Source organism: Arthrobacter sp. NPDC093139 (assembly GCF_044754165.1).
Taxonomy (GTDB): Bacteria; Actinomycetota; Actinomycetes; order Actinomycetales; family Micrococcaceae; genus Arthrobacter.
This window is the reverse complement of the sequence record NZ_JBIVOO010000005.1, coordinates 119,321-140,757: the sequence shown is the minus strand read 5'-3', so window position 1 is coordinate 140,757 and position 21,437 is coordinate 119,321. Positions and strand designations below refer to the sequence as shown.

The 21,437-nt window shown below is 59.5% G+C and carries 20 protein-coding genes; 7 read left to right on the top strand and 13 right to left on the bottom strand.

Going from position 1 to position 21,437, the window contains the following annotated elements:
- The first annotated feature begins 215 nt into the window (after positions 1-215).
- Genes paaA through ACIP90_RS10275 form a run of 6 tightly spaced genes read left to right on the top strand, consistent with a single transcriptional unit; the run spans position 216 to position 5,140 of the window.
- Positions 216-1,241, top strand: a complete 1,026-nt coding sequence (gene paaA, locus ACIP90_RS10300) for a 1,2-phenylacetyl-CoA epoxidase subunit PaaA (protein ID WP_400579145.1) — start codon at positions 216-218, stop codon at positions 1,239-1,241.
- The gene (gene paaB / locus ACIP90_RS10295) at positions 1,238-1,633 is read left to right on the top strand and encodes a 1,2-phenylacetyl-CoA epoxidase subunit PaaB (RefSeq protein ID WP_400579144.1); all 396 of its coding nucleotides are present in this window, start codon (positions 1,238-1,240) and stop codon (positions 1,631-1,633) included. Before paaA ends, paaB begins: the two co-directional genes overlap by 4 nt.
- Entirely contained in the window at positions 1,630-2,532 is a 903-nt protein-coding gene (gene paaC / locus ACIP90_RS10290) for a 1,2-phenylacetyl-CoA epoxidase subunit PaaC (RefSeq protein WP_400579142.1), read from the top strand. Before paaB ends, paaC begins: the two co-directional genes overlap by 4 nt.
- Entirely contained in the window at positions 2,529-3,074 is a 546-nt protein-coding gene (gene paaD, locus ACIP90_RS10285; RefSeq protein ID WP_400579141.1) for a 1,2-phenylacetyl-CoA epoxidase subunit PaaD, read from the top strand. The genes paaC and paaD overlap by 4 nt, the downstream gene beginning before the upstream one ends.
- A 9-nt stretch (positions 3,075-3,083) precedes the next feature.
- Positions 3,084-4,322 (top strand): 1,2-phenylacetyl-CoA epoxidase subunit PaaE, encoded by a 1,239-nt coding sequence (gene paaE, locus ACIP90_RS10280; protein ID WP_400579140.1) that lies wholly within the window; start codon positions 3,084-3,086, stop codon positions 4,320-4,322.
- Positions 4,323-4,360: 38 nt separating this feature from the next.
- Positions 4,361-5,140, top strand: a complete 780-nt coding sequence (locus ACIP90_RS10275; protein ID WP_400579138.1) for an enoyl-CoA hydratase/isomerase family protein — start codon at positions 4,361-4,363, stop codon at positions 5,138-5,140.
- Here ACIP90_RS10275 and ACIP90_RS10270 read toward each other — a convergent pair.
- A complete protein-coding gene (locus ACIP90_RS10270; protein ID WP_400579137.1) occupies positions 5,137-5,616 on the bottom strand; it encodes a VanZ family protein in 480 nt (159 codons plus the stop codon). The two genes, ACIP90_RS10275 and ACIP90_RS10270, sit on opposite strands and share 4 nt — an antisense overlap.
- A gap of 86 nt (positions 5,617-5,702) precedes the next feature.
- On the opposite strand from ACIP90_RS10270, the gene galU reads away from it, so the two are divergent.
- Positions 5,703-6,596 carry a UTP--glucose-1-phosphate uridylyltransferase GalU gene (galU, locus tag ACIP90_RS10265; RefSeq protein WP_400579136.1) on the top strand — a complete coding sequence of 298 codons (894 nt, stop codon included), beginning with the start codon at positions 5,703-5,705 and terminating at the stop codon, positions 6,594-6,596.
- A gap of 137 nt (positions 6,597-6,733) precedes the next feature.
- Here the strand turns inward: galU and ACIP90_RS10260 are convergent, their stop codons facing one another.
- The 12 genes from ACIP90_RS10260 to ACIP90_RS10205 all read right to left on the bottom strand — a co-directional run bounded on the left by ACIP90_RS10260 (position 6,734) and on the right by ACIP90_RS10205 (position 21,275).
- A complete protein-coding gene (locus ACIP90_RS10260; RefSeq protein WP_400579135.1) occupies positions 6,734-7,342 on the bottom strand; it encodes an LPXTG cell wall anchor domain-containing protein in 609 nt (202 codons plus the stop codon).
- A gap of 168 nt (positions 7,343-7,510) precedes the next feature.
- Positions 7,511-9,295 carry a DUF4012 domain-containing protein gene (locus ACIP90_RS10255; RefSeq protein WP_400579134.1) on the bottom strand — a complete coding sequence of 595 codons (1,785 nt, stop codon included), beginning with the start codon at positions 9,293-9,295 and terminating at the stop codon, positions 7,511-7,513.
- Between the two features lie 95 nt (positions 9,296-9,390).
- Positions 9,391-10,704, bottom strand: a complete 1,314-nt coding sequence (locus ACIP90_RS10250) for a UDP-glucose dehydrogenase family protein (protein WP_400579132.1) — start codon at positions 10,702-10,704, stop codon at positions 9,391-9,393.
- Positions 10,705-10,754: 50 nt separating this feature from the next.
- On the bottom strand, positions 10,755-12,191 hold the full coding sequence (locus ACIP90_RS10245; protein WP_400579131.1) for a sugar transferase: 1,437 nt from the start codon (positions 12,189-12,191) through the stop codon (positions 10,755-10,757).
- A gap of 56 nt (positions 12,192-12,247) precedes the next feature.
- Positions 12,248-13,222 (bottom strand): GDP-L-fucose synthase family protein, encoded by a 975-nt coding sequence (locus tag ACIP90_RS10240; protein WP_400579129.1) that lies wholly within the window; start codon positions 13,220-13,222, stop codon positions 12,248-12,250.
- Positions 13,222-14,250 (bottom strand): GDP-mannose 4,6-dehydratase, encoded by a 1,029-nt coding sequence (gene gmd / locus ACIP90_RS10235; RefSeq protein ID WP_400579127.1) that lies wholly within the window; start codon positions 14,248-14,250, stop codon positions 13,222-13,224. The genes ACIP90_RS10240 and gmd overlap by 1 nt, the downstream gene beginning before the upstream one ends.
- 34 nt (positions 14,251-14,284) lie before the next feature.
- Positions 14,285-15,550, bottom strand: coding sequence for a glycosyltransferase (locus ACIP90_RS10230; RefSeq protein ID WP_400579125.1), 1,266 nt, complete (start codon positions 15,548-15,550; stop codon positions 14,285-14,287).
- A gap of 62 nt (positions 15,551-15,612) precedes the next feature.
- Entirely contained in the window at positions 15,613-16,113 is a 501-nt protein-coding gene (locus ACIP90_RS10225) for an acyltransferase (RefSeq protein WP_400579123.1), read from the bottom strand.
- 61 nt (positions 16,114-16,174) lie between these two features.
- On the bottom strand, positions 16,175-17,293 hold the full coding sequence (locus ACIP90_RS10220) for a glycosyltransferase (protein WP_400579121.1): 1,119 nt from the start codon (positions 17,291-17,293) through the stop codon (positions 16,175-16,177).
- Positions 17,294-17,301: 8 nt separating this feature from the next.
- Positions 17,302-18,363 (bottom strand): hypothetical protein, encoded by a 1,062-nt coding sequence (locus ACIP90_RS10215; protein ID WP_400579120.1) that lies wholly within the window; start codon positions 18,361-18,363, stop codon positions 17,302-17,304.
- Complete coding sequence (locus ACIP90_RS10210; RefSeq protein WP_400579118.1) at positions 18,360-19,625, bottom strand: oligosaccharide flippase family protein; 1,266 nt, start codon at positions 19,623-19,625, stop codon at positions 18,360-18,362. The genes ACIP90_RS10215 and ACIP90_RS10210 overlap by 4 nt, the downstream gene beginning before the upstream one ends.
- 177 nt (positions 19,626-19,802) lie before the next feature.
- Entirely contained in the window at positions 19,803-21,275 is a 1,473-nt protein-coding gene (locus ACIP90_RS10205; RefSeq protein WP_400579116.1) for a polysaccharide biosynthesis tyrosine autokinase, read from the bottom strand.
- Positions 21,276-21,437 lie beyond the last annotated feature (162 nt).

Genomic DNA, 21,437 nt, shown 5'->3' with positions numbered 1-21,437 from the left:
CGGACGGGGGCTATCGATCCTCGTGCTTTGAGCGCCCCTTCCATGCTAGGCGCGCGTAGCGGCGGCGTGAACAGGCGGTTGGGTGCCGGCTGGGATCACTGGCAGCCGTGCCTCCTACCCCAATCGTGCTTGACGCCCTTCGCCGCTTCCGCATATCCTGAACGAACGGTCGGTAAATAAATTCCGAGTACGGACGTGAATGCATAGGAGCAACCATGGCAGCGCAGAATCTGCAGTCAGTGCCTGACCAGCCGGCAGCCGCCGCGGCGGACGAAACACGCCAACAGCAGCTGGAGGCCGAAGGCCAGGCGTACTTTGACAAGGTCATGGCAGACGACTCCCGGATCGAGCCCAAGGACTGGATGCCTGCCGCATACCGCAAGACCCTGCTGCGCCAGATCTCGCAGCACGCGCACTCGGAGATCATCGGTATGCAGCCGGAGGCCAACTGGATTTCCCGCGCCCCGAGCCTGAAGCGCAAGGCCATCCTCATGGCCAAGGTCCAGGACGAGGCCGGCCACGGGCTCTACCTCTACTCCGCCGCCGAGACGCTGGGCCAGTCCCGCGACAAGATGATGGACGACCTCATCGCCGGCAAGGCCCGCTACTCCTCGATCTTCAACTACCCGGCCCTGACCTGGGCCGACATGGGCGCCATCGGCTGGCTCGTTGACGGTGCTGCCATCTGCAACCAGGTGCCGCTGTGCCGCGCGTCCTACGGACCGTACGGCCGGGCCATGGTCCGCATCTGCAAGGAAGAATCCTTCCACCAGCGCCAGGGCTTCGAGATCCTGCTGGAACTCTCCAACGGCACGCCCGCGCAGAAGCAGATGGCCCAGGACGCCGTGAACCGGTGGTACGCGCCGGCCCTGATGATGTTCGGCCCGCCGGATGACGATTCGCCCAACTCCAAGCAGTCCATGGCGTGGAACATCAAACGCTTCAGCAACGATGAACTGCGCTCGCGGTTCGTCGGCATGATGGTGGAGCAGGTCCGGGTCCTCGGCCTCACCCTCCCGGACAGCGAAGTCCGCTTCAACGAGGAGACCAGGAAGTGGGAGCACGGCCCGCTGGACTGGGAGGAGTTCAAGGAAGTCCTCGCCGGCCGCGGCCCCTGCAACGCCCAGCGGCTGGAACGCCGCCGGGAAGCGCACGACGACGGCGCCTGGGTTCGTGAGGCAGCGGCTGCTTACGCAGCAAAACAGGCACGCAAGCACGCGGAAAAGGAATTTGCAGCATGAGCCCCCACGGCAACCCGGAAGTGCCGGCCAGCTCCGGCGGAGAAGTAGAGAGTTCGGCTGCCCAGGTCCCGGCCGGCCCGGCCCCCGCCGCCGAGGAAGCCTCAGCGCACCGCAGCGTCTGGCCGCTGTGGGAGGTCTTCGTGCGGTCCAGCCGTGGGCTCAGCCACGTCCACGCGGGCAGCCTGCACGCGCCGGATGCCGCCATGGCCCTGCGAAACGCCCGTGACCTCTACACCCGCCGCAATGAGGGCGTGTCCATCTGGGTGGTCCCGGCGGATGCCATCGCCGCCAGCGACCCCGATGCTAAGGGCTCGTTCTTCGAATCCCCGCAGGGCAAGGACTACCGCCACGCCACGTACTACACCAAGAGCGAAGGAGTGAAGCACCTGTGACCGCTCCGGAAACCCACACCGAAGGCCACGGCGACATCTCCGTCGGCGTCGCCGGCAGCGGGGACTCCTCCGCCAGCGCCACCCGCATCACGCCGGGCAACGCGCTCCGCCCGGAGGACATCGCCCTCGAGGTCCGCACCGGCCTGGTGAAGCCGTCCGAGGACGCGGCCGAGTACGCACTGCGCCTCGGCGACGACGCCCTCATCCTTGCTCAGCGCCTGGGCCACTGGATCTCCCGCGCGCCGGAGCTGGAGGAGGACGTGGCCCTGGGCAACATCGCGCTGGACCAGCTGGGCCACGCCCGGTCCTTCCTCAGCTACGCCGGGGGAGCTTGGGAGAAGAGCGAGGACGAGCTCGCCTACTTCCGCCGCGAGCACGAGTTCCGCTCCGCCCACCTCTTCGAGCAGCCCAACGGGGACTTCGCCGTCACCATCGCGCGCCAGTTCGTGGTGAGCTACTACCAGTTCGAGCTGTACCGGCGGCTGACCCAGTCCACGGACGCCACGCTCGCCGCGATCTCCGCGAAGGCCGTCAAGGAGGTGGACTACCACCGGGACCACAGCGCCCAGTGGATCCTCCGGCTGGCCCAGGGCACCGAGGAGTCCCGCCGCCGCATTATCCACGGGCTAAGGCTCATCTGGCCGTATGTCGAGGAGCTCTTCGTGGACGACGAGCTGACCTCCCGCCTGGCCGAAGCCGGGACCGCCGTCGCGCCTTCCAGCCTGAGGGCCGACTTTGACCGGCTCACCGGAGAGGTGCTCGCCGAAGCGGAGCTGGAGGTGCCCGACGTTCCCGCAGCACCGGGCGGCGGCCGCCGCGGCAGGCACTCGGAGCACCTGGGCTACATCTTGGCCGAAATGCAGGTTCTGGCCCGCGAGCATCCCGGAGCAAGCTGGTGACTGCCGTGTACATTCAGGAACCGGGCACCCGGCACGCGGAGACTGCTGAGCAGAAGGCATGGGCCATCGCCGCCACCGTCTGCGATCCCGAGATCCCCGTGCTCACCATTGAGGACCTGGGCATCCTCCGTGACGTCCGGCTGTTCGACGACGGCGGGATGGTGCCCGCTGTCCAGGTCACCATCACGCCGACGTACTCGGGCTGCCCCGCGATGGACGCCATCCGGGACGACGTCCAGGCCGCTTTCCAGAAGGAGGGCTACCCCAGCGTCCATGTTGAGCTGGTGCTCGCCCCGGCCTGGACCACCGACTGGATGACGGACGCCGGCAAGGCCAAGCTGCAGGAGTACGGCATCGCCCCGCCCAGCGGCCGCGCGGCGCTGGGCCATAACGGGCCGGTCCGCCTGAGCCTGGCGGTGAAGTGCCCGCAGTGCTCGTCGCTGAACACCAAGGAACTCACCCGCTTCGGTTCCACTTCCTGCAAGGCGCTGTACGTCTGCCAGGACTGCAAGGAACCGTTCGACTACTTCAAAGTCCTGTAAGGAAACCCCATGCCCGTTGTCCGCCAGACTGCCGCCGAAACGGCGCAGGCCACCGGCCGCCGTCGTCCGTCCTTCCACTCCCTCACCGTCGCGGAGGTGCGCCGGCTCACCGAGGACGCCATTGAGGTGACCTTCGCGGTGCCGGCCGAGCTGGCCGGGCACTTCGACTACCTGCCGGGCCAGTACGTGGCCCTGCGCACCACGCTGCCGGATGAGACCGGCGAGCCGAAGGAGATCCGCCGCAGCTACTCCATCTGCGCCGAGCCGCGCAGCTTCGAGGACGGCAGCAGCGAGATCCGGGTGGCCATCAAGAAGGACCTGGGCGGCCTGTTCTCCACGTGGGCGAACGCCGAGCTGAAGGCCGGCGACACCCTCGAGGTGATGAGCCCGATGGGCGCGTTCGTCTCCAAGCACGGCCGGGACGGGCAGGCCGTGGAGCAGAACGTCATGAACTCCATGAACCGCCCCCAGCAGATGGCAAACGAGCTGGCGGGGCAGCCGGGCAATTTCGTGGCGATCGCCGCGGGGTCCGGCATCACCCCGGTGATCGCGATCGCCCGCACGCTGCTGGCCGCGAACCCGGAGACCCGTTTCGACCTGATCTATGCCAACAAGGCCGCCATGGACGTGATGTTCCTGGAGGAGCTCGCGGACCTGAAGGACAAGTACCCGTCGCGCCTGGCGCTGCACCATGTGCTGTCCCGCGAGCAGCGGATCGCGCCGCTGCTGAGCGGACGGATCGACGCCGAGAAGCTGCGGGCGCTGCTGGGCACCGCCCTGCACGCGGACGACGTGGACGAGTGGTTCCTGTGCGGGCCGTTCGAGCTGGTGCAGCTGTGCCGGGACACCCTGGCCGAGCGCGGCGTGAAGCCCGAGCACATCCGCTTCGAGCTGTTCACCTCCGGCAAGCCGGACCGGCCCGAGGGCAACGCCGGCCGGCCCGTGATCGAGGACACCTCTGCGGACACCTACAAGATCACGTTCAAGCTGGACGGCCTGCAGGGCGAGGTGGCCAGCCCCACGCACGCCCGCGAATCGATCCTCAACGCGGCGCTGCGCGTCCGCCCGGACGTGCCGTTCGCGTGCGCCGGGGGAGTGTGCGGCACGTGCCGGGCCAAGGTGGTCACCGGCAGCGTGACCATGGACGAAAACTACGCGCTGGAGCAGGATGAGCTGGACAAGGGCTACGTCCTGACTTGCCAGTCGCACCCCACCAGCAAGGAAGTCACGGTCGACTTCGACGTGTAGGTCATTTTCGAACATCCGGTCTCAACGCAAGGAGTCCCATGATCTCCCTTTCCATCGCCGACGGCGTCGCCGAAGTCGTCCTGAACGCACCGTACAAGCTGAACTCGCTCGACGAGCAGGCGCTGGCGGATTTAACCCAGGCGTACGACGACGCCGCTGCCGCCGCCTCGCGCGGTGAGGTGCGGGCGCTGCTGCTCAGGGGGGAGGGCCGCGCCTTCTGCGCGGGCCGGGACATCGCAGGCGTGACGCCGGAGAGTGACGACGCCGAGGCGTACCTTGGCGGGCTGGTGCAGCCGCTGCTGCAGAAGATGGCGTCGTTCCCCGCGCCGACGTTCGCCGCCGCGCAGGGAGCCTGCCTGGGTGTGGGGCTGGGGCTGCTGCTGGCCACGGATGTGGTGTACGTGGCGGAGAATGCGAAGTTCGGCTCGCCGTTCGCCAAGCTGGGCGCCACGCTCGACTCGGGCGGGCACTGGTACTTCACCGAGCGGCTGGGCATGCACCGCACGCTGGACCTGATCTACACGGCCGAACTGATGTCCGGCTCGGATGCTGTGGCGCAGGGGATGTTCAGCCGGGCCATGCCGGCGGGCGAGCTTCTGGAGTCTACCCGGGCCATCGTCTCCCGGGTGGCGACAGGGGCCACCGGTGCCTTTAAGGCGAGCAAGGAGCTGGTGGCGCACATCCGTGACCAGCGCCTGGGCCTGTGGGCGTCCATCCAGGAGGAAAATGCGGAGCAGGCAAGGCTGTGCAAGAGCGAGGACTACGCCGAGGGGTTCCGGGCGTTCCAGGAGAAGCGGGAGCCGCAGTTCAAGGGCTAACCAATCCTCGGAGGCCTGTCGGGTTTCTGCGGCAGTGCTGGTTGGACCTGTCGGAACCGATGCTCCAGCTTGTCCAAAGTCCAAAGTCCCAGCATCGCGCCGCTGGTGTTGGCCACGAGATCCATTGCGCTGGGAAAACGGTCGTGCAGGAACAGCAGCTGTCCGGCCTCCATGCCGCAGGACGCTAAAAACGCTGCCAGGATGATCCGTTCGCGATGGAATGCCGGGAAAGCCAATGCTGCCAGCACCCCGATCGGCGTGAACATGAGGATGTTGGACGCGAACTCAATGAAGTTGTAGTTGATCAGCTGGGGGAGACCGGCAGCGTGGAGGGCAAAGAGCACTGTCTGCAGCTTCCCGGCGACCGGCCGGTCAACGGGGGTTGGCCAGAACGCCACCAGGGCGAGCGCGGTGAGGTAGATGGCCAGGAGGCCGCGCGCCACGCTCACGGTGCCGAGCTCCCTCCAGTTACTCATGGGGAAACGCTACGGGACTCTCTGTCTGCTCCGAAATCCGCGCACTCGTATTTTGTATATTGCAAGTCAATTTATAGGGTTCGTTCATGAAAACATTGGGGAAATCAGTTCGTAAGGCAGTCATCCCTGCGGCCGGCTTGGGCACTCGCTTCCTGCCCGCCACCAAGGCGATGCCTAAGGAGATGCTGCCGGTGGTGGATGCGCCGGCCATCCAGTACGTCGTCGAGGAAGCCGTCTCGGCCGGCCTCACTGACGTGCTGATGATCACCGGTCGCAGCAAGCGGGCTTTGGAGGACCACTTTGACCGCGCTCCTGCGCTGGAGCGGGCCTTAGAACTCAAGGGTGACCAGGCACGATTGGATGCTGTCCAGCACGCATCTGAGCTCGGGCCCATCCACTACGTCCGTCAGGGCGAGCCCAAGGGGCTGGGGCATGCCGTCCTGTGCGGCCGCCAGCACGTGGGCGACGAGCCCTTCGCTGTTCTGCTGGGTGACGACCTCATCGACGAGCGGGACGAGCTTCTAGCCACGATGATGGAGGTCCAAGCGAAGACGGGCGGATCCGTGATTGCCCTGATCGAGGTAGAGCCGTCGCAGATCAGCGCCTACGGCTGCGCAGACATCTCCGCGATTGACGGTGAGGACTACGTCCGGGTTAACAGCCTGGTGGAGAAGCCCTCTGTGGATGAGGCACCGTCCAACTTGGCTGTCATCGGGCGCTATGTGCTGCACCCGGCAGTGTTCGACGTCCTGGAGGAGACGGAACCCGGACGCGGCGGCGAGATCCAGCTGACCGACGCCCTGCAAACCCTTGCCGCAAGGGAGGGGGAGGGTTCTGGCGTTTATGGCGTTGTGTTCCGCGGCCGTCGCTACGACACCGGCGACAAGCTGAGCTACCTGAAAGCCGTGATCACACTGGCCTCAGAACGTGCTGATTTTGGTGAGGACCTGAAGTCCTGGATGAAAGCGTTCAACGGCTGATAGCTGATTCTGCCTGAAGAGCCCGGTGCGAACGCACCGGGCTCTTCTTGTTCGACGGTGGACGGAGACAAAAAGGCGGGTGCTTCTCTGGAAATCCAGAGAAGCACCCGCCTTTTTAGAGCGTTGGAACTTAATGCTTAGGCAGAAGCCTCAGCGTTAGCGCGGCGACGAACTACAATCACCGAAGCAGCGCCCGCTGCCAGTGCGCCGCCACCAACGAGCGACCACAGGATGAGGCTGGAGTCAGCACCGGTGTTGGCGAGGCCTGCGCCGCTGCCGCCGGTGTTGGCCAGCCCAGCACCGGTGTCACCGGCGTTGGACAGGCCAGCTACGGTGATCGTTTGGGTTGCGACTCGGCCCGAGGTGACGCCGGTAGCAGTCAGCGTGTAGACGCCGGGTTCGCTGATGGTCAACGGGAAAGCGAAAGCGCCATTGGAATCAGCAGTGGTGCTGAACTCCTGCGCGGCCATTACCACGTTGATTTTGCTGGGTACTGAGCGGCTAGGCCCGCCTGCAATGCTTGCGCCAGTCGATGCCGGAGGCGTGCCTGGCGTTACCCGGATGATGAGTCGTTCGCCGGCCAAAAAGCCGCGACCTGAGAAAGTAAATGTTTCACCCGGTCCGACTACGCCGTCAGAAACAGCAGCGTTGGCGGGCGGTGCCGGGTAGGTGGCGGCAACAGCAGGCGCAGTGCCAGCCAGTGCGATGGTTCCTGCAAGCGCGAGCGCAGCGATAGACTTCTTCATTTATGTCCCCCTGAGACCTTATAACACGAGTGTCACATTATTGTGGAGATTCCCCGTCCCCATGTGACCGTGGGGTGAATCTCGTTGTCCTGCCCACCAAAGATTAGCACCCCGATACGAGTGCATCCAAAGTCAGTCCAGACACTTTACATACTGTTAATGAGTTGGCTATGGAGTCGACGGGCAGGATTCAGAGATATTGTCCATAACCACATCTTTCGATGCCTGAACTGTGGGCGTTACGGATAGCTTCGGCTCTGCGTGCTGCACTATCTTGCCGAATGCGAACTCGACTGTACTGCTCTGCCCGGGAGCGAGGCGGACCGTGACGACCCCAACTGGCCGGCCCTGATGCTGATGCGCGGAAAAATCGGTCTTTTTGCCCGAAACGAATACATTTTCCACGTTCGATTGCACGGGTCCGTACGCCACAATGTTCGTCTGGACACTTCCAGCTGGAACACCGAACGCACCGCCACCAGTGACGTACTCCGGGAGCGATGTTGCCGCGTCCTTCGGCGCCGTGTTGGTGCTTATGATTCGAACCTTTGTCTCGTAGTAACCATTAGCAGGGCACTTCTCGATGAGTTGCACAGTTCTCTTCACGTGGTAGTCCATTTTTGCACCGGTGCCATCGTTGAAGTAGACGCCAAATTGCGCGGGAGAAATGCTGGGACCGGACACAGAACCACTCAGCGGGTACTTAGAGAGTATCGATTGCTCACGAGGGACTTTTGACCACAGCAGGATCCTCCGCTCGTCGATGCCCTTGCTAATTGCTTTAATCAACTTTTTGCTGTCGTCACCGCCCGAGGAAAGGGCCGCAAATGTTTCCTTTGCTACTCCGGCGAAGTATGCATCTTGCCCCGACGGTTCGAGGATTTGCGCATAGACATCTGACATTAAGGTTTTGGCGACGTTCTTACTAGTCAGCTGCTTGGGTAACTTGCCGTCCAGCGCCGGGAACTGCGCATCCGGCAGACTAACTGGTCCGGTTACGCTGAGTAGGTAACTCAGCGCAATTGGGTCGACGGAAATGACGCCGTCAAGGTGCTCGCCGGTCCGGCGCTCCCACATCGCCTGTGCGGTGCTGGCCGACGTAGGGAAATCTGGAGTTAGGTTGACGTCCTGAATGAACTTTCCGGGACGTCCCGAATAGATTTGTGCCTGCTCACGCTCCACTGCCACAGGAGGAGACGTGATGCCGAATGCCGCTGCACTTACCTGACGGCCGAGAGTCATTTTTCCGCCGTCCAAGGTCAATACCGCCAAGGCTCCAGGAATCCCCCCCGTTGCTCTCGATTCGGCATTATTCTGGATCAGCAGAAGGTAATTCCGTTGTGAGTCAGCTCCCATGATGGATGGCGCGATCCTGGCCGCATCTGCTGCATAGTCTAGGCTCTCGCTGAACGAAGCGAGTTGCTGTCTCGCATCAGCTAGAGGTTCCGCACTCTGGGGCAGCAAACGTCCGGAATCGATTGCGTTCAAGCGATTTCCCGATTGCTTGAGAGCATCCGCTGCCGACGCCAGTTTCGGAGCAGCGGCTTTTAGTGGGGAAAGGTCGATACCTTGCCCAGTCGGCGCCAAGCTTTCCCAGTTGAACGATTGAAGGGATCCGACCAACGGCGCGGCGCCGCGATTTGCGACGTCATCAGCGGTTGTTGCTATTTCCGATACAGCCTTGAAGTTGTCGCCGATCCAGGGAAGGGTGCCTGCCAGTGTCCACATCGGATCATTCGCTACGCTTCGCGCCTGCATCGTGTGCCGAGCCATTTCCTGCACGGAGCGAGTTGCGGTGCCAGCGTCATTCTCGAGGAGGCTTGCTTTGACCTGTGGCATCAACCTTGCGACTGCCTGTAGCTGCTGCTCTATCTGCGAGGCCTTATATCCTAGCCATACCGCCCCCAACACAATGGCGCCGGCGAGGCAGGCCGCGCATGCGGAGGCAGCCACTATCCGCCTTCGCCGTGGACGCCTAGTTGTCGATAATTCAGCTACCGCTACCCCGTCCGCTTCACTCGTGGGTTTAGAAGTGCCGTGCGAAACCATTATGGGCGTCCCAAGCCGCGGTAAGTCCAACCAGCTGCGCGCCATTTGCCTGCATCGAGCACGTTACGACCGTCGAGTATGCGAGGGGAAGCTACCTTGGACGTGAGGAGGTATGGGTCCAATGCTCGGTACTGCTCCCACTCTGTGAGAAGTAGGAGGACATCCGAATTGGATACTGCGAGGTCGACATCTTGCTCATAGTGCAATTCCGGAAAGCGTCGAGCTGCATTTGCAATGGCTTTGGGGTCTGTGACGGTAACGTCCGCACCCTGCAACTGCAGCTGGGCAGCAATGCTAAGAGCGGGTGAGTCTCGCACGTCATCGCTGGCGGGCTTGAAGGCTGCCCCCAACACTGTGATGCGCGTGCCTAGCAGGCTCCCGCCGCATAGCTCGCGGGTTAGCTCCACGACGCGCGTACGGCGGCGCATGTTGATCGCATCAACTTCGCGCAGGAACGTGAGGGCTTGGTCTGCGCCCAATTCGCCGGCTCTCGCCATAAACGCGCGAATGTCCTTCGGTAGACATCCGCCGCCGAAGCCTATGCCTGCCTGCAAGAACTTGCGTCCGATTCTGTCGTCCAGGCCAATGGCGTCGGCCAGTCTTGTAACGTCCGCTCCCGTGGCTTCGCATACCTCAGCCATGGCGTTGATGAAGGATATTTTTGTCGCAAGGAAGGAATTTGCTGCCGTCTTTACTAGCTCCGCAGTCGAGTGGTCCATGACCAGACGGGGTGTTCCAGCTTCTAGGGGAGTGGCATATACGTCATCCAGCACGGCTACAGCTGGATGATCCTCGGAGCCGTCTATCACGCCGTACACGAAGCGGTCGGGGCTCAGTGTGTCCGTGATGGCGTGCCCTTCTCGAAGAAACTCCGGGTTCCAGACCAGGTGCGCTCCGCACTCTTGGTCCGCCATGAGAGTTGATAGACGCGTAGCGGTGCCAACGGGGACTGTAGATTTTCCTGCCACAACATTGCCTGGTTCGATGTGGGGCAGCAAACGCAGCATAGCTGAATCTACGTACGTGAGGTCTGCTGCATTTTCGCCTTTTTTCTGAGGGGTGCCCACACAAATGAAGTGCACGTCACTTCCCTTGGCGGCCGACATGTCGGACGTGAAGGAAAGCCGTCCAGTTTCTTGAACCTCTTTGAGCAATTCCTCCAGCCCTGGCTCGAAAAACGGCGCTCTGGCGGCGGAAAGCTCCGACACCTTTCTTTCATCGATGTCGATGCCGACAACGTCATGGCCCAGCTTAGCCATGCACGCAGCATGCACAGCACCCAGGTAGCCACAGCCTATTACCGAAATACGCATGTTGTTTGTTCCTTCCCCAAAAGGGCTGTTTTGCGAGTCAACTCGCGAAATTAGTAGGCGCCGGCGCTGCCGAAGACTGCACGGAATGTCTTGAGAAGGATGATCAGGTCTCCTGCGAGCGACCAATTCTCGACGTAGTAGAGGTCAAGTCGGACAGAGTCCTGCCAAGAGAGATTTGAACGGCCGCTTACCTGCCAAAGCCCAGTTAGACCTGGTTTGACTAAAAGTCGCCGGCGAACGTCGCTTTCATATGCCTCGACCTCTCGAGGAAGAGGCGGACGGGGACCGACGAGGCTCATGGATCCCGTAAACACATTGAACAGCTGAGGCAACTCGTCAAGACTGTATCGGCGGATGACGCTGCCGACCCGGGTTATCCGCGGATCATGCTTGATTTTGAAGAGCACTCCGCTGCCCTCGTTCTTGTGAGCGAGTTCGTGCAACTGCTCTTCCGCGTCAACAACCATGGAACGGAATTTGAACATCCGGAAGGGCTTGCCCTCCATGCCGACACGCTCCTGCCGGAAGAGAATTGGCCCGCGGCTGTCCAGCTTTACTATCACCGCCAGCCCAGCCATTAGCGGCGCTAAAACTAGTATCAGCATTCCAGACACGACAACATCAAAAAGCCGCTTTGCGACGCGCTGCCCGCCTTCGAGCGTCGGTGTCGTTACATGGATAAGCGGAAGGCCGGCCACCTGCTGTGTATGGATACGTGGGCCGGCGATGTCCGTTAGGGCAGGCGCCATGATCAAACCAACGTTCCGGGAAGCTAATTCCCAGCCCAGGTGTCGAAGCGTCTGCGGGTGCAGTTGCACGCCGGCAGAAACTGCCACTGCGTCGGCTTCGCATTGCTGAATTGCGTGCAGGATGGAGGCCGTATCTGGATTGGAGCCCAAGACTGGGAGGCCTGTGCGAGGTTCGACATCTGGTCGGTCATAAACTCCGGGCGTATAGACCGCAACCGGGAGGTATCCAGCGTGGTTCGCCTCGGCTAGCGAGGCAGCGAGGTGGGCTACGGCACTGGGACCACCGACCAACAACAGTCGGGACATGCTTTGACCCTTTGCCCGGCTAATACTCAGATGCTGTCGAAGCAGCCAACGCGCCAACAATAGGCCTATGAGGCCTACGGGTAGTGCTATGCCGACGTATCCTCGGGCAGTATCAACCCTGAAAACATAAGAGAAGATGGCTACTAATCCGAATAGCCAAAGAGACGCCGCGGCTACCCTCTTGTATTCGTCTGGGCCTGCACCGAGAATCCGACTTTGCCTGCTGTTCCAGGCTCCGAGCATCGTCCACCACGCGATGGCGAGCGCCGCCGAAAGCCAAATGTAATTTAGTTCCTGGCCAGCGACGACAAAATTCGGTTCTAAGCCGAATCGGATGATGAATGCTCCCGCTACGGCCCACATCACGACGAAGGCATCAACCAAACGTAAGAGGCGCGACGACCGCAATCGCCAATGAGCATCGTGACTCATTTATGTCCCCCACTATCAATGTCATTTGCAAATTGTTGGTCGATCAGAGCGGCGTCTTAGCCCCTGATTAGCCCGAGATTATTGCGGTACCAGGCCACCGTGCTGTCGATGCCTTCTTCTAATCCGATCGATGCTGACCAACCGGCCGCAGTAAGCCTAGAAACGTCGAGCAGTTTCCTAGGGGTTCCATCGGGCTTAGAAGCATCCCATTCAATGTCACCTTGGTATCCCACTGCCTTGGCAACAATTTCGGCAAGCTCTTTTATCGAGACATCCGTTCCAGTCCCGACATTCACCTGCGAAGGCCCATCGTAGTGTTCCATGAGGTGAAGGCACGCGGAAGCCATGTCGTCGACGTGTAAGAACTCGCGTCTCGGGCTGCCCGTGCCCCAGTTCGTTACGGATTTGTCTCCAGACCTCGCCGCATCATCATAGCGACGGATTAGGGCAGGAAGAACGTGCGAACCGGTCAAGGAGAAGTTGTCACCTGGACCATACAGGTTAGTAGGCATGGCCGAGATCCACGGAAGCCCGTACTGGCGCCGCACTGCTTGGATATGCATGATCCCGGCGATCTTTGCGATCGCATAAGCATCGTTGGTGGGCTCGAGGTGACCAGTGAGCAGAGAATCTTCACGGATAGGTTGTTCCGCAAATTTCGGATAAATGCAGGAGGATCCTAGGAATAGGAGCCGCTCAACACCTTGCACGCGGGCAGCATCAAGGACGTTGAGTTGGATCTGTAAATTCTCGCTAAGGAAATCTACCGGGAAAGTGTTATTGGCAAGAATGCCACCCACTTTGGCGGCGGCCAGCACCACATACCTTGGCTTCGTTTCAGCGAAAAAATCAAGGACTGCATTTCGATCTCGCAGATCCAGCTCGGACGATGTCCGGCCCACAAGATGAGTGAAGCCTTCGGCCTGCAGTTTTCGCCATATGGCCGAACCAACAAGGCCACGATGGCCCGCAACGTAAAAACAGTCGTCACGATTAAGACGGCCTGGCCGAAAGTCTTCCAAGGCAGACACTAGTTCTTCCAGCTTTCCAGATCGACGGTATCTATCCAGTGGTTGCCGGCATGTTTCAGTGCCTGGATGTCGGCATCGACCATGATCCTGGCGAGTTCCGGCGTTTGCACGGTAGCTTTCCAGCCGAGCTTCTCGTGTGCCTTCGACGAGTCGCCGACAAGGGCATCGACTTCGGTTGGGCGCAGGTAACGCTCGTCAAATCTCACGTGGTTTTCCCAGTTCAAACCAGCGTGATCGAACGCGATTTGCAAGAAATCCCGGACAGTGTAGTCTCCGCCGGTCGCCAGAACGAAGTCTTCTGGCTCATCGACCTGCAACATGCGCCACATTCCCTCGGCGTATTCGGCAGCGTAACCCCAATCTCTTACTGCGTCGAGGTTGCCCATGTAGAGAAGGTCCTGTTTTCCGGCCTTGATCGCCGCCACGGCGCGTGTGATTTTTCTGGTAACAAAAGTCTCACCACGGCGCGGGGACTCGTGGTTGAAAAGGATGCCGTTTACGGCGAACAAGCCGTAGGCCTCACGGTAGTTTTTCGTGACCCAGTAGCTGTATACCTTGGCTGCCCCATACGGGGACCGCGGATAGAACGGAGTTTCCTCGTTCTGTGGTGGGGGAGTGGCTCCGAACATTTCAGAGGACGATGCCTGATAGAACCTTGTTTCAATTCCGGCCATGCGCACTGCTTCGAGCAGCCGGATGGAGCCCACTCCGGTGGTGTCCCCCGTGTGCTCGGGCTCATCGAATGAAACACGTACATGAGATTGGGCAGCAAGGTTGTATACCTCATCCGGTCTGATCTCGGCCATAAGCGTAACAAGACGTGCGCCATCACTTAAGTCACCATAGTGAAGGAACAGCTTGGCTTTGGGATCGTGAGGATCCACATAAAGGTGATCGATTCGCGCCGTGTTGAAGGTGGATGCTCGCCGAATGAGACCATGGACCTCGTACCCCTTCTTCAAGAGTAGTTCAGCCAAGTATGAGCCATCTTGCCCAGTGATACCGGTGATGAATGCGCGTTTAGTCATTGTGCCCCCATGGTGAAAGTAAAATGGCGCGGCGTTAGACGCCACGTGACGATGCCAGATTGGTGATGAACTCATCATAGTGGGCCAGAGCGGCAGTCTCGGACAATGTTTCGTGCCGGAACTTCAGGCCCTTTTCACCCAACTCTCTTGCAGCGCTCGGATCGTTGCCGACGAGTTCAGCTGCCGCTAAGAGTGCTGCTGGATCGGCAGCGTCAACGCGAACGCCACCGCCCGAGGACGCTATCTCCGTCGCCGTAACGCTCCCAGAATCGGTTGCGGCAATAACAGGTACCCCAGCGCTAAAATACGATGTCAGCTTACTTGGGACAGCCATCTCTTTTACGCCGGGGAGTTCATTGACCAGCAGAATATCGGCTGCAGCTAAAGCTTGCTGGAAGGCCGCACCTGGGAGAGGCGAGATGAATTGAAGGTTCCCCACCCCTGTTGCGGCCTCCTCCAAGAACGGCCGCTGGTTTCCATCACCGAGTAGCACAAAGCGCACTCTACTTCCGCGGGACGACGCTAGCTTGGCTGCGTCGATTACGTTCTCCAGGCCCTGTTTCTTCCCCATATTGCCAGCGTGCAAAACGACTATCTCATCAGCTCCCCATCCGAGAGAACTGCGGACCTGTGAACGATCGATGGGCCCAGACACCGCCGGAAGATGCGTCCAATTCCGGATCACTGAAATGTTCTGTGAAGGGACACGCATGCTGTCGGTCAGGTAAAACTTGAAACGGTCGTGAATAGCTACGACGGCGTCGGCGGCGCGCAGGATTCTTGACTCTAAGGCAGAAACTGCTTTCGTCGCGACTCCTCCTCCGGTCCCTGTCTCAACCATTCCGCGGCTGTATATGTCTTGCACCCAAATGGCAGTCGCAGGGCGGTGACGGCGAAGACGTGAGGTCAAGAGAGCCAGCCCACTCGAGAAAAGGGCGGGGCTCACGAAAAGAACAACGTCCGGTTTGCCCCAGTTTGCGCACATGGCACGCACGCCGAAGCTCAATTCCATATGCAGCCGGTTAAGGGTTGATGGTACTTTTGGAATATGGTGACGAAGGCGGCGTATTTCAAGACCGTCCGACTCTTCCCACAATGACCAGCCAGTGTAGCCATCCATCAGCCGCCATTCCGGATAATGCGGATAGCCGGTTATCACGCGGACAGAATGACCAGCTGCCGCGAGCCCTTCCGCCAGGTTTGACGTGTAAGGCGCGTTTCCGGTCGGCTCAGGTGCATAATTCAGCCCGATAATCGTTATGCGAAGTTTCCGCATAGAACATTGGTCACTTTCCAACACTATATAGGTTCCTATCAGTTTTCGGCTGGGCGGGGACGGATTCCAATTCAGAGCGTGCCATATTATTGATCGTTGGAAAGGCGCTCGAGAGCTCTCGAATGAGATAGACGATCTTCCTCGCTTACGAAGCGACCGGAGATGCGCGTAGCCGGCGAGCCGACGGCAATGGAGTAAGGCGGGATGTCTTTCGACACTAACGATCCAGCACCGATGATGCTGCCTTCTCCGATAGTCGTCCCCCCCAAGACGATGGCACCTGCTCCGATCCATACGTCTTTCCCAATGACCACTCTGTCTTTGGGACTTGCTTCCCGTTCCCCGACCCAAGTGCCAAAAACAATGGGCGTTCCAACGGAGTCAACGTCGTGATCCGCCCGACCGACAATTTGAACGTTTCTTGCAATAAGGACGAAGTCACCGATCTCGCCATCCACTTCTATGATTGAACCGGGTCCGACCGAAACGTGGTTGCCCAACTTCAGTCCGTGTAGTGAATTGACTCGACTGCCTAGTCCGGCCCGGAATTCTTTTCCAACTTGCACATTGGATCCGAGTGCGACCATCTTTAGGGCTCTACGAGCTATGGCCTCTATTCGCTTAGGAATTCGCGTTCTCCGCGCCTTATCATTCATCATTTGCTGGCCATCCTTGGTGGTCGAGGTTCTGAGGATGATTTCGTAAGCTTTTGAACAGTCCCTCTGCCATACTCTCGGCCGAGTAGTTGTTCCTTACAGCGCCGGAAACTTCCAAGGGAGTAGGGAAAGTGATGGCGCCCCTCGCTGTCGATGAAATGAGATCAGCGAGCGCGGTTTCGTCATTCTCTTTAAACCTTCGAACCCCGCCAAATCGTTCGAGTTCAATTTCGGGCGCATGTGGCTCATCGTCGGCAACGAGCATCGGCACACCGAAACCTAGCGACTGTGTCAGGCTCAGGCCCACATAGCCCGGTGACACAGAGCAAAGGGCCGTGGAGTATATGTCTTTGAGCTTCGCTTGGTCGGTAATGGCTCCCAGGAACTCAACGCGATCGCTACACCCGATCTCGCTGGCGAGCGCTTTGAGTGAGTTCAACTCCTCGCCCTCTCCCACTATGGTCAGAGTAATTCCGTCGACCCGCCCAGCGGCTAGCCCAAAACTTCTAACCAGAAGATCGACCTTTTTCTCAGCAACAAGCCGTCCCACGTAAAGTACTCGCGTTCGTGGTCGCGCGCTCTCCGTCAGCGAGAGTGTCTTGAGCGGATATAGAGAGTTTGGTGCAACCCAGACAGGTTGCTTGGGCAGTTGGGCCTTAGCAGGGTTCACGCTGTCATACCCGTAAAGGACGGTCCCGTCGGCCAGGGCGCGCATCACCTTGCGTAGGCGGGCAGTCCAAGCGCCAGCTCCAGCCCGAGGAAAAAGATGCCCCCAGACCAACGTTCTACGCCGCAAGAGGCGACGAATAATAAGTATTCCCCAAGCCGTTATACAACGCGGGTTTAAGTCCAGCATCAGTGACCGCGCGCCCAGAACATCTCGGAAGTGACCACGGAGGAGGATTGCGCGATCAAACAGGAAGTTGGCCGCCAGGGGAGAGTACAAGTCTCGGCTAATTCCTGTTTTAACCGAAGCAGTCAATTGGCGGGGGCCTGCAAAAATCCTAAGGTCTGGTGCTCGATCGAGGAGCGCTTCCATACACGACTGGCGGTAAAAAGGAAGAACTGTTAAATATAGCGCATCGTAACCATTTTTGTTTTTAGTGCTCATTCTTACCTTCAATCACTTGTGGCGGCACGGGTGACAGCCTCCAATGTCTCACGGACTTTCGTCCGGGCCATTTCTCTCTTCTGGTCGAACTCCTCGATTCCATGCTGGACAGCCGCTACAACTGCGTCCACATCTATTTCGTCCACGGGATCGTCGTTGCAGATCGATGGATAGTTGCCAAACCATGGTCCGAGTGTTGTGCTGATCTTGTCGGATTTGCCAGCTCGAAATTCGATGGGAATAGCACCGGCGGTAATCCCGAAAATCAGGCCATGAAGTCTATTGCTCATCACGGCGCGAGCGCTCCGGTATACGTCCTCCACTCTTGACTGCTGCTCCTCATGGCTGAGGTCACCCCACAGGACGGCTTCGAGATTGAGTTCCTCGGCCAAGGCTGCGTGCTGCTTATCATCCCGCCGCACTTGGCTCACCAACGTGACTTTGAACCCTTCGGATTGGAATGCCTCCGCCAGTTTCCGCACTACGGCCTGACTCACAGCGATATCGTTTCGAAAGGAGAAAGCAATTGTGTTGCGTGATCCGGCGTTTGGTCCAACCGTAACGCCAAGGGCAATGTCTGGAACTGTTGCAAGGTTGGCTCCAACGTTGTCGCCGGACACGGAGTCGCGGACGGCGTAGACACTGGACATGGAAATTATTAGGCGTTCCAGCGCCTTGGCGATAGACCCAGCTCCGCGGAGTGCCCGACCTGCGGTTGTCACTTTTCCACCAGACACGCGAATCATTGCAACGTTGCCAACCATGAGCAGCGTCTTCGCGATGCCGCGCACGCTGTCGGCCATATTATGCGGGCCAGGAGCGTATACAAGGTTGGCGCGCCGCTGGAGTGCGGCAACAAGCAGGCGTACCTGGAAAAGCAAAGGGCTTCGGACTAAGGTGACGCCGTCGGAAAAATGAAACAGGTCTATATATGCTTGCGGCATTCGGTGGGACAGAAGAACTAAGCTGTGGCCCGCCTCAATATGAGACTCAAAGAATACGCGCCGTATAGCGATATCACCCAAGTTGTCATGTTGGGCGGATATGCTGCCAAATACTTGCCGCTTCAATTCTTTATCCTTTTTCCTTGGATCTGGATGTATTTTTCTTTGGAGCGTTTGCCTCGGGTGCGAAGTAACCATAGGTTCGCGCAGCAACCCAGAATAGTTGCTTGTATTAAGAATGAGATGCTGAGGGCAATAGCTGCCCCTGTGGCACCTGCGAATGCACCGCCTGCGCCCACAAAAAGCAGGCACAAGAGGGTTGTGGCCACTGCAGTTTTAGCAACGAAGAACTGACGATTCATCCCCTGGAGGATGGATCCGAGCAAGGAGGACATAGCCGCAAAAGGCAGCCCGACGAGGGCTATCTGCAGAGGCAGCACTGCGCCGACGTATTCTGCCCCAAGCAGTAGGTTGACTGCTGCAGGCACAATCAGGATCAGTGAACTGAAGATCGTTGCGCTCACAACGCCAACGATGGCAACCAGTCTGAGTAGCCTTCTGATCTCGCGCCGTTTGGCAGTGGTGCTGGCCGGCAGGAGCACTGCTGCCAACGACGTAGACAAGATTCGGAGTGGGCCGGTGGCCCGACTGGTGGCGGCATAGAAGCCGGCATGAAGTGGTCCGGCCACTATGGAAACCACGACCGCATCAAGGTTGCGGGCCTGCGTGCCTAGAGAATTGAGCCAGAAAGGCCAGGATATCGTGAGGATTTCGCGGGCCCCGAGTCTTGGCAAGTCGAAGCTAACACGGCTTGATACGATTTTCCGCACCACCACAAGTGCTACAAACGCAGTCCCAGCCATTGCCGCCGAAAAGGCCAAGATTGCATCCACTCCCACGAATACGGCACCCAAATAAATGAGCAGAACTAAGGTTCTCTTGATTAGGAGTGTTTGTGTGTTAATGCGAGCCTCTCCGTCAGCCATCGTGACGGAGAGCCAAGTGTCAGAATGTCGTTCGCTTGCCGCCCATACTGACAACGGCAACATCAGCAAATACAAATGGTCGACGAAGAGTCCCAAAAAGGCCAAGGGCAACGCGCTGGCTATGAGGATAGCCAAGGCGAGCCGATCGGTTAGGTGGAGCGAGGAGCCAATGTAGGGGCTGGCAGGGTCAGTTGCGCGTTCCTTCACGACCATCGTCGCGATGCCAGCATCAAACGCCGTCTGGAAAACAACTGCGGCACCGAAGACAGCGGAAAAGAGTCCAAAGTTGTGCGGGCCTGCATCACGCGCAAGCAGTAACATCGTGGCCGCTTGCAGAAGGGCCCCCACCAAGCGCCCGGCAGAGAGCCAGGCGAATTGCGAAGCTAGCCTGTTTCTGCGCATGAGTGCCCCCCACTTCACGGATGGATGTCAAATAGTCTCTTGATCAGGTACCTCGGGCTCATCCGAAGAACTGCTTAGTCCCGCCGGCGAGTCGGATGCAGCACTTGGCAGCGGGAGCCAAGCGTACGTGTTCCCTAAGCCCAATCTGCCGGGGCCGAAGATCCTTGGCCGTTGCTGTTAACTCCGGGTCCGCGGAAGCTCGCGCTGGCGTGAGGAACCGCTTCTGCTTCCTGAGTCATCTCGACTTGCCACCTCTTTTGATGGGAATCGCTCAGCTCGGCGGCCGGAGGAGTCGCTGTTGGTGGAATAGCTGTAGTAGCTGTAGGAGTAGGAATCAGGCCCTTTCATTGGAAGCCTGTTCAAGACGGCCCCAAGGACTTTCCCACCGACTAGTGCCAGAGCCTTCAATGACTTGTCGACTTCCTGCCGGGTTGTCTTCTGTGACCCCACGATCAGTACCACGCCTCCGACATGCTGGGAGAGCACAGCGGCGTCCGTAACCGGGAGAAGGGGCGGCGCATCGATGATGACCGTGTCGAACATGCTTTCGAGACGGGCAAGAAGTCTTTGCATCTCCTCAGATCCCAGCAGTTCGCTTGGGTTGGGGGGAATCTCGCCTGAAGTGAGTACATAGAGGTGGTCGTCGCCCCAAGGTTGGAGGAGTGCGTCCAATTCAGCTTGCCGTACAAGAGCTGTGGTGAGTCCGGCTCGCCGTTCGAGGCCCAAGTAGCTGTCAACCATCGGTCGTCTGAGATCGGCGTCGATCAAACACACACTTTGTCCTGATTGGGCTATGGCCAGTGCCAAGTTGGTGGCGGTTGTGCTCTTTCCCTCGCCAGGAAGCGAGGACGTCACTACGACGCTATTCCGGCCTCCTGTCGCGTGAGCGAACTGAAGGTTTGTTCTGAGTTGTCTAAATGATTCCGCCCGGGGTCCTTGCTGGCCGGCCTGCGTTAGCAGGGGCTTTCGGGCGGCATCTGGGTCGAAAGCGATACCACCAAGCAACGGCAAGTCCGTTACCTGCCTCAGGTCAGATTCACCTCTAATGACCGTGTCAAACCTGGTTCGCAGCAATGCCAAACCAATGCCAACCGCCAGCCCCACGAAGGCGCCGAGGGCAAGGTTTACCCGGGGATTGGGGGCTGACGGCTCACTCGGCGCTACGGCCGGCGCGATGATTGAAAGGCGCACGGGCGATTCGCCACCAGTCTTGGGCCGCTCTAGCTCGTCCACAACTTTAATTAGGCTATCTCCGACTGCTCGCGCGATCGCGGCGGCCTGTACAGGTGAAGCGTCCGTTGCTGTGATGGTGATGAGCACTGTATTTGGATCAGTACTTGCGTCAATCCTCTGTGACAACTGTTCCGCTGTCTCGCTTAGTCCTAGCGCTTGGATGGCGGGTGCTAGGACAATGGATGTGTTGACCGTCTTAACGTAGGACTCCACTCGAGCCTGGCTAAACGTGTTGCCTTGCTGGAGCTCGGTGACTGTCCCAGAGCTTTGAATTGCAACGAAAAGATCTGTCTGGGCTGTATAGGTTGGCTTGATCAAAAATGACGCCGTCCCCCCGGCTAGTAGCCCTGCCAGCATCATCGAGACGATGAGTATCCAATTTCGGCGTGCGATGCGCAAATAGTCGCGGATATCCAAGCCCGGTCCCCCTGTTTTGACTGGGACCTGCCGAACGGCACGCCACCAGAACGGCAAAATTCGTGCGGTCTTGGCTATTGTAGCCGTTTGCCAAAGCAAGCGTGCACCTTCAAGTAACGGTTCGCCTCTGGGTCTTTTCCCTTCACGCGGCTAACGCCTTGG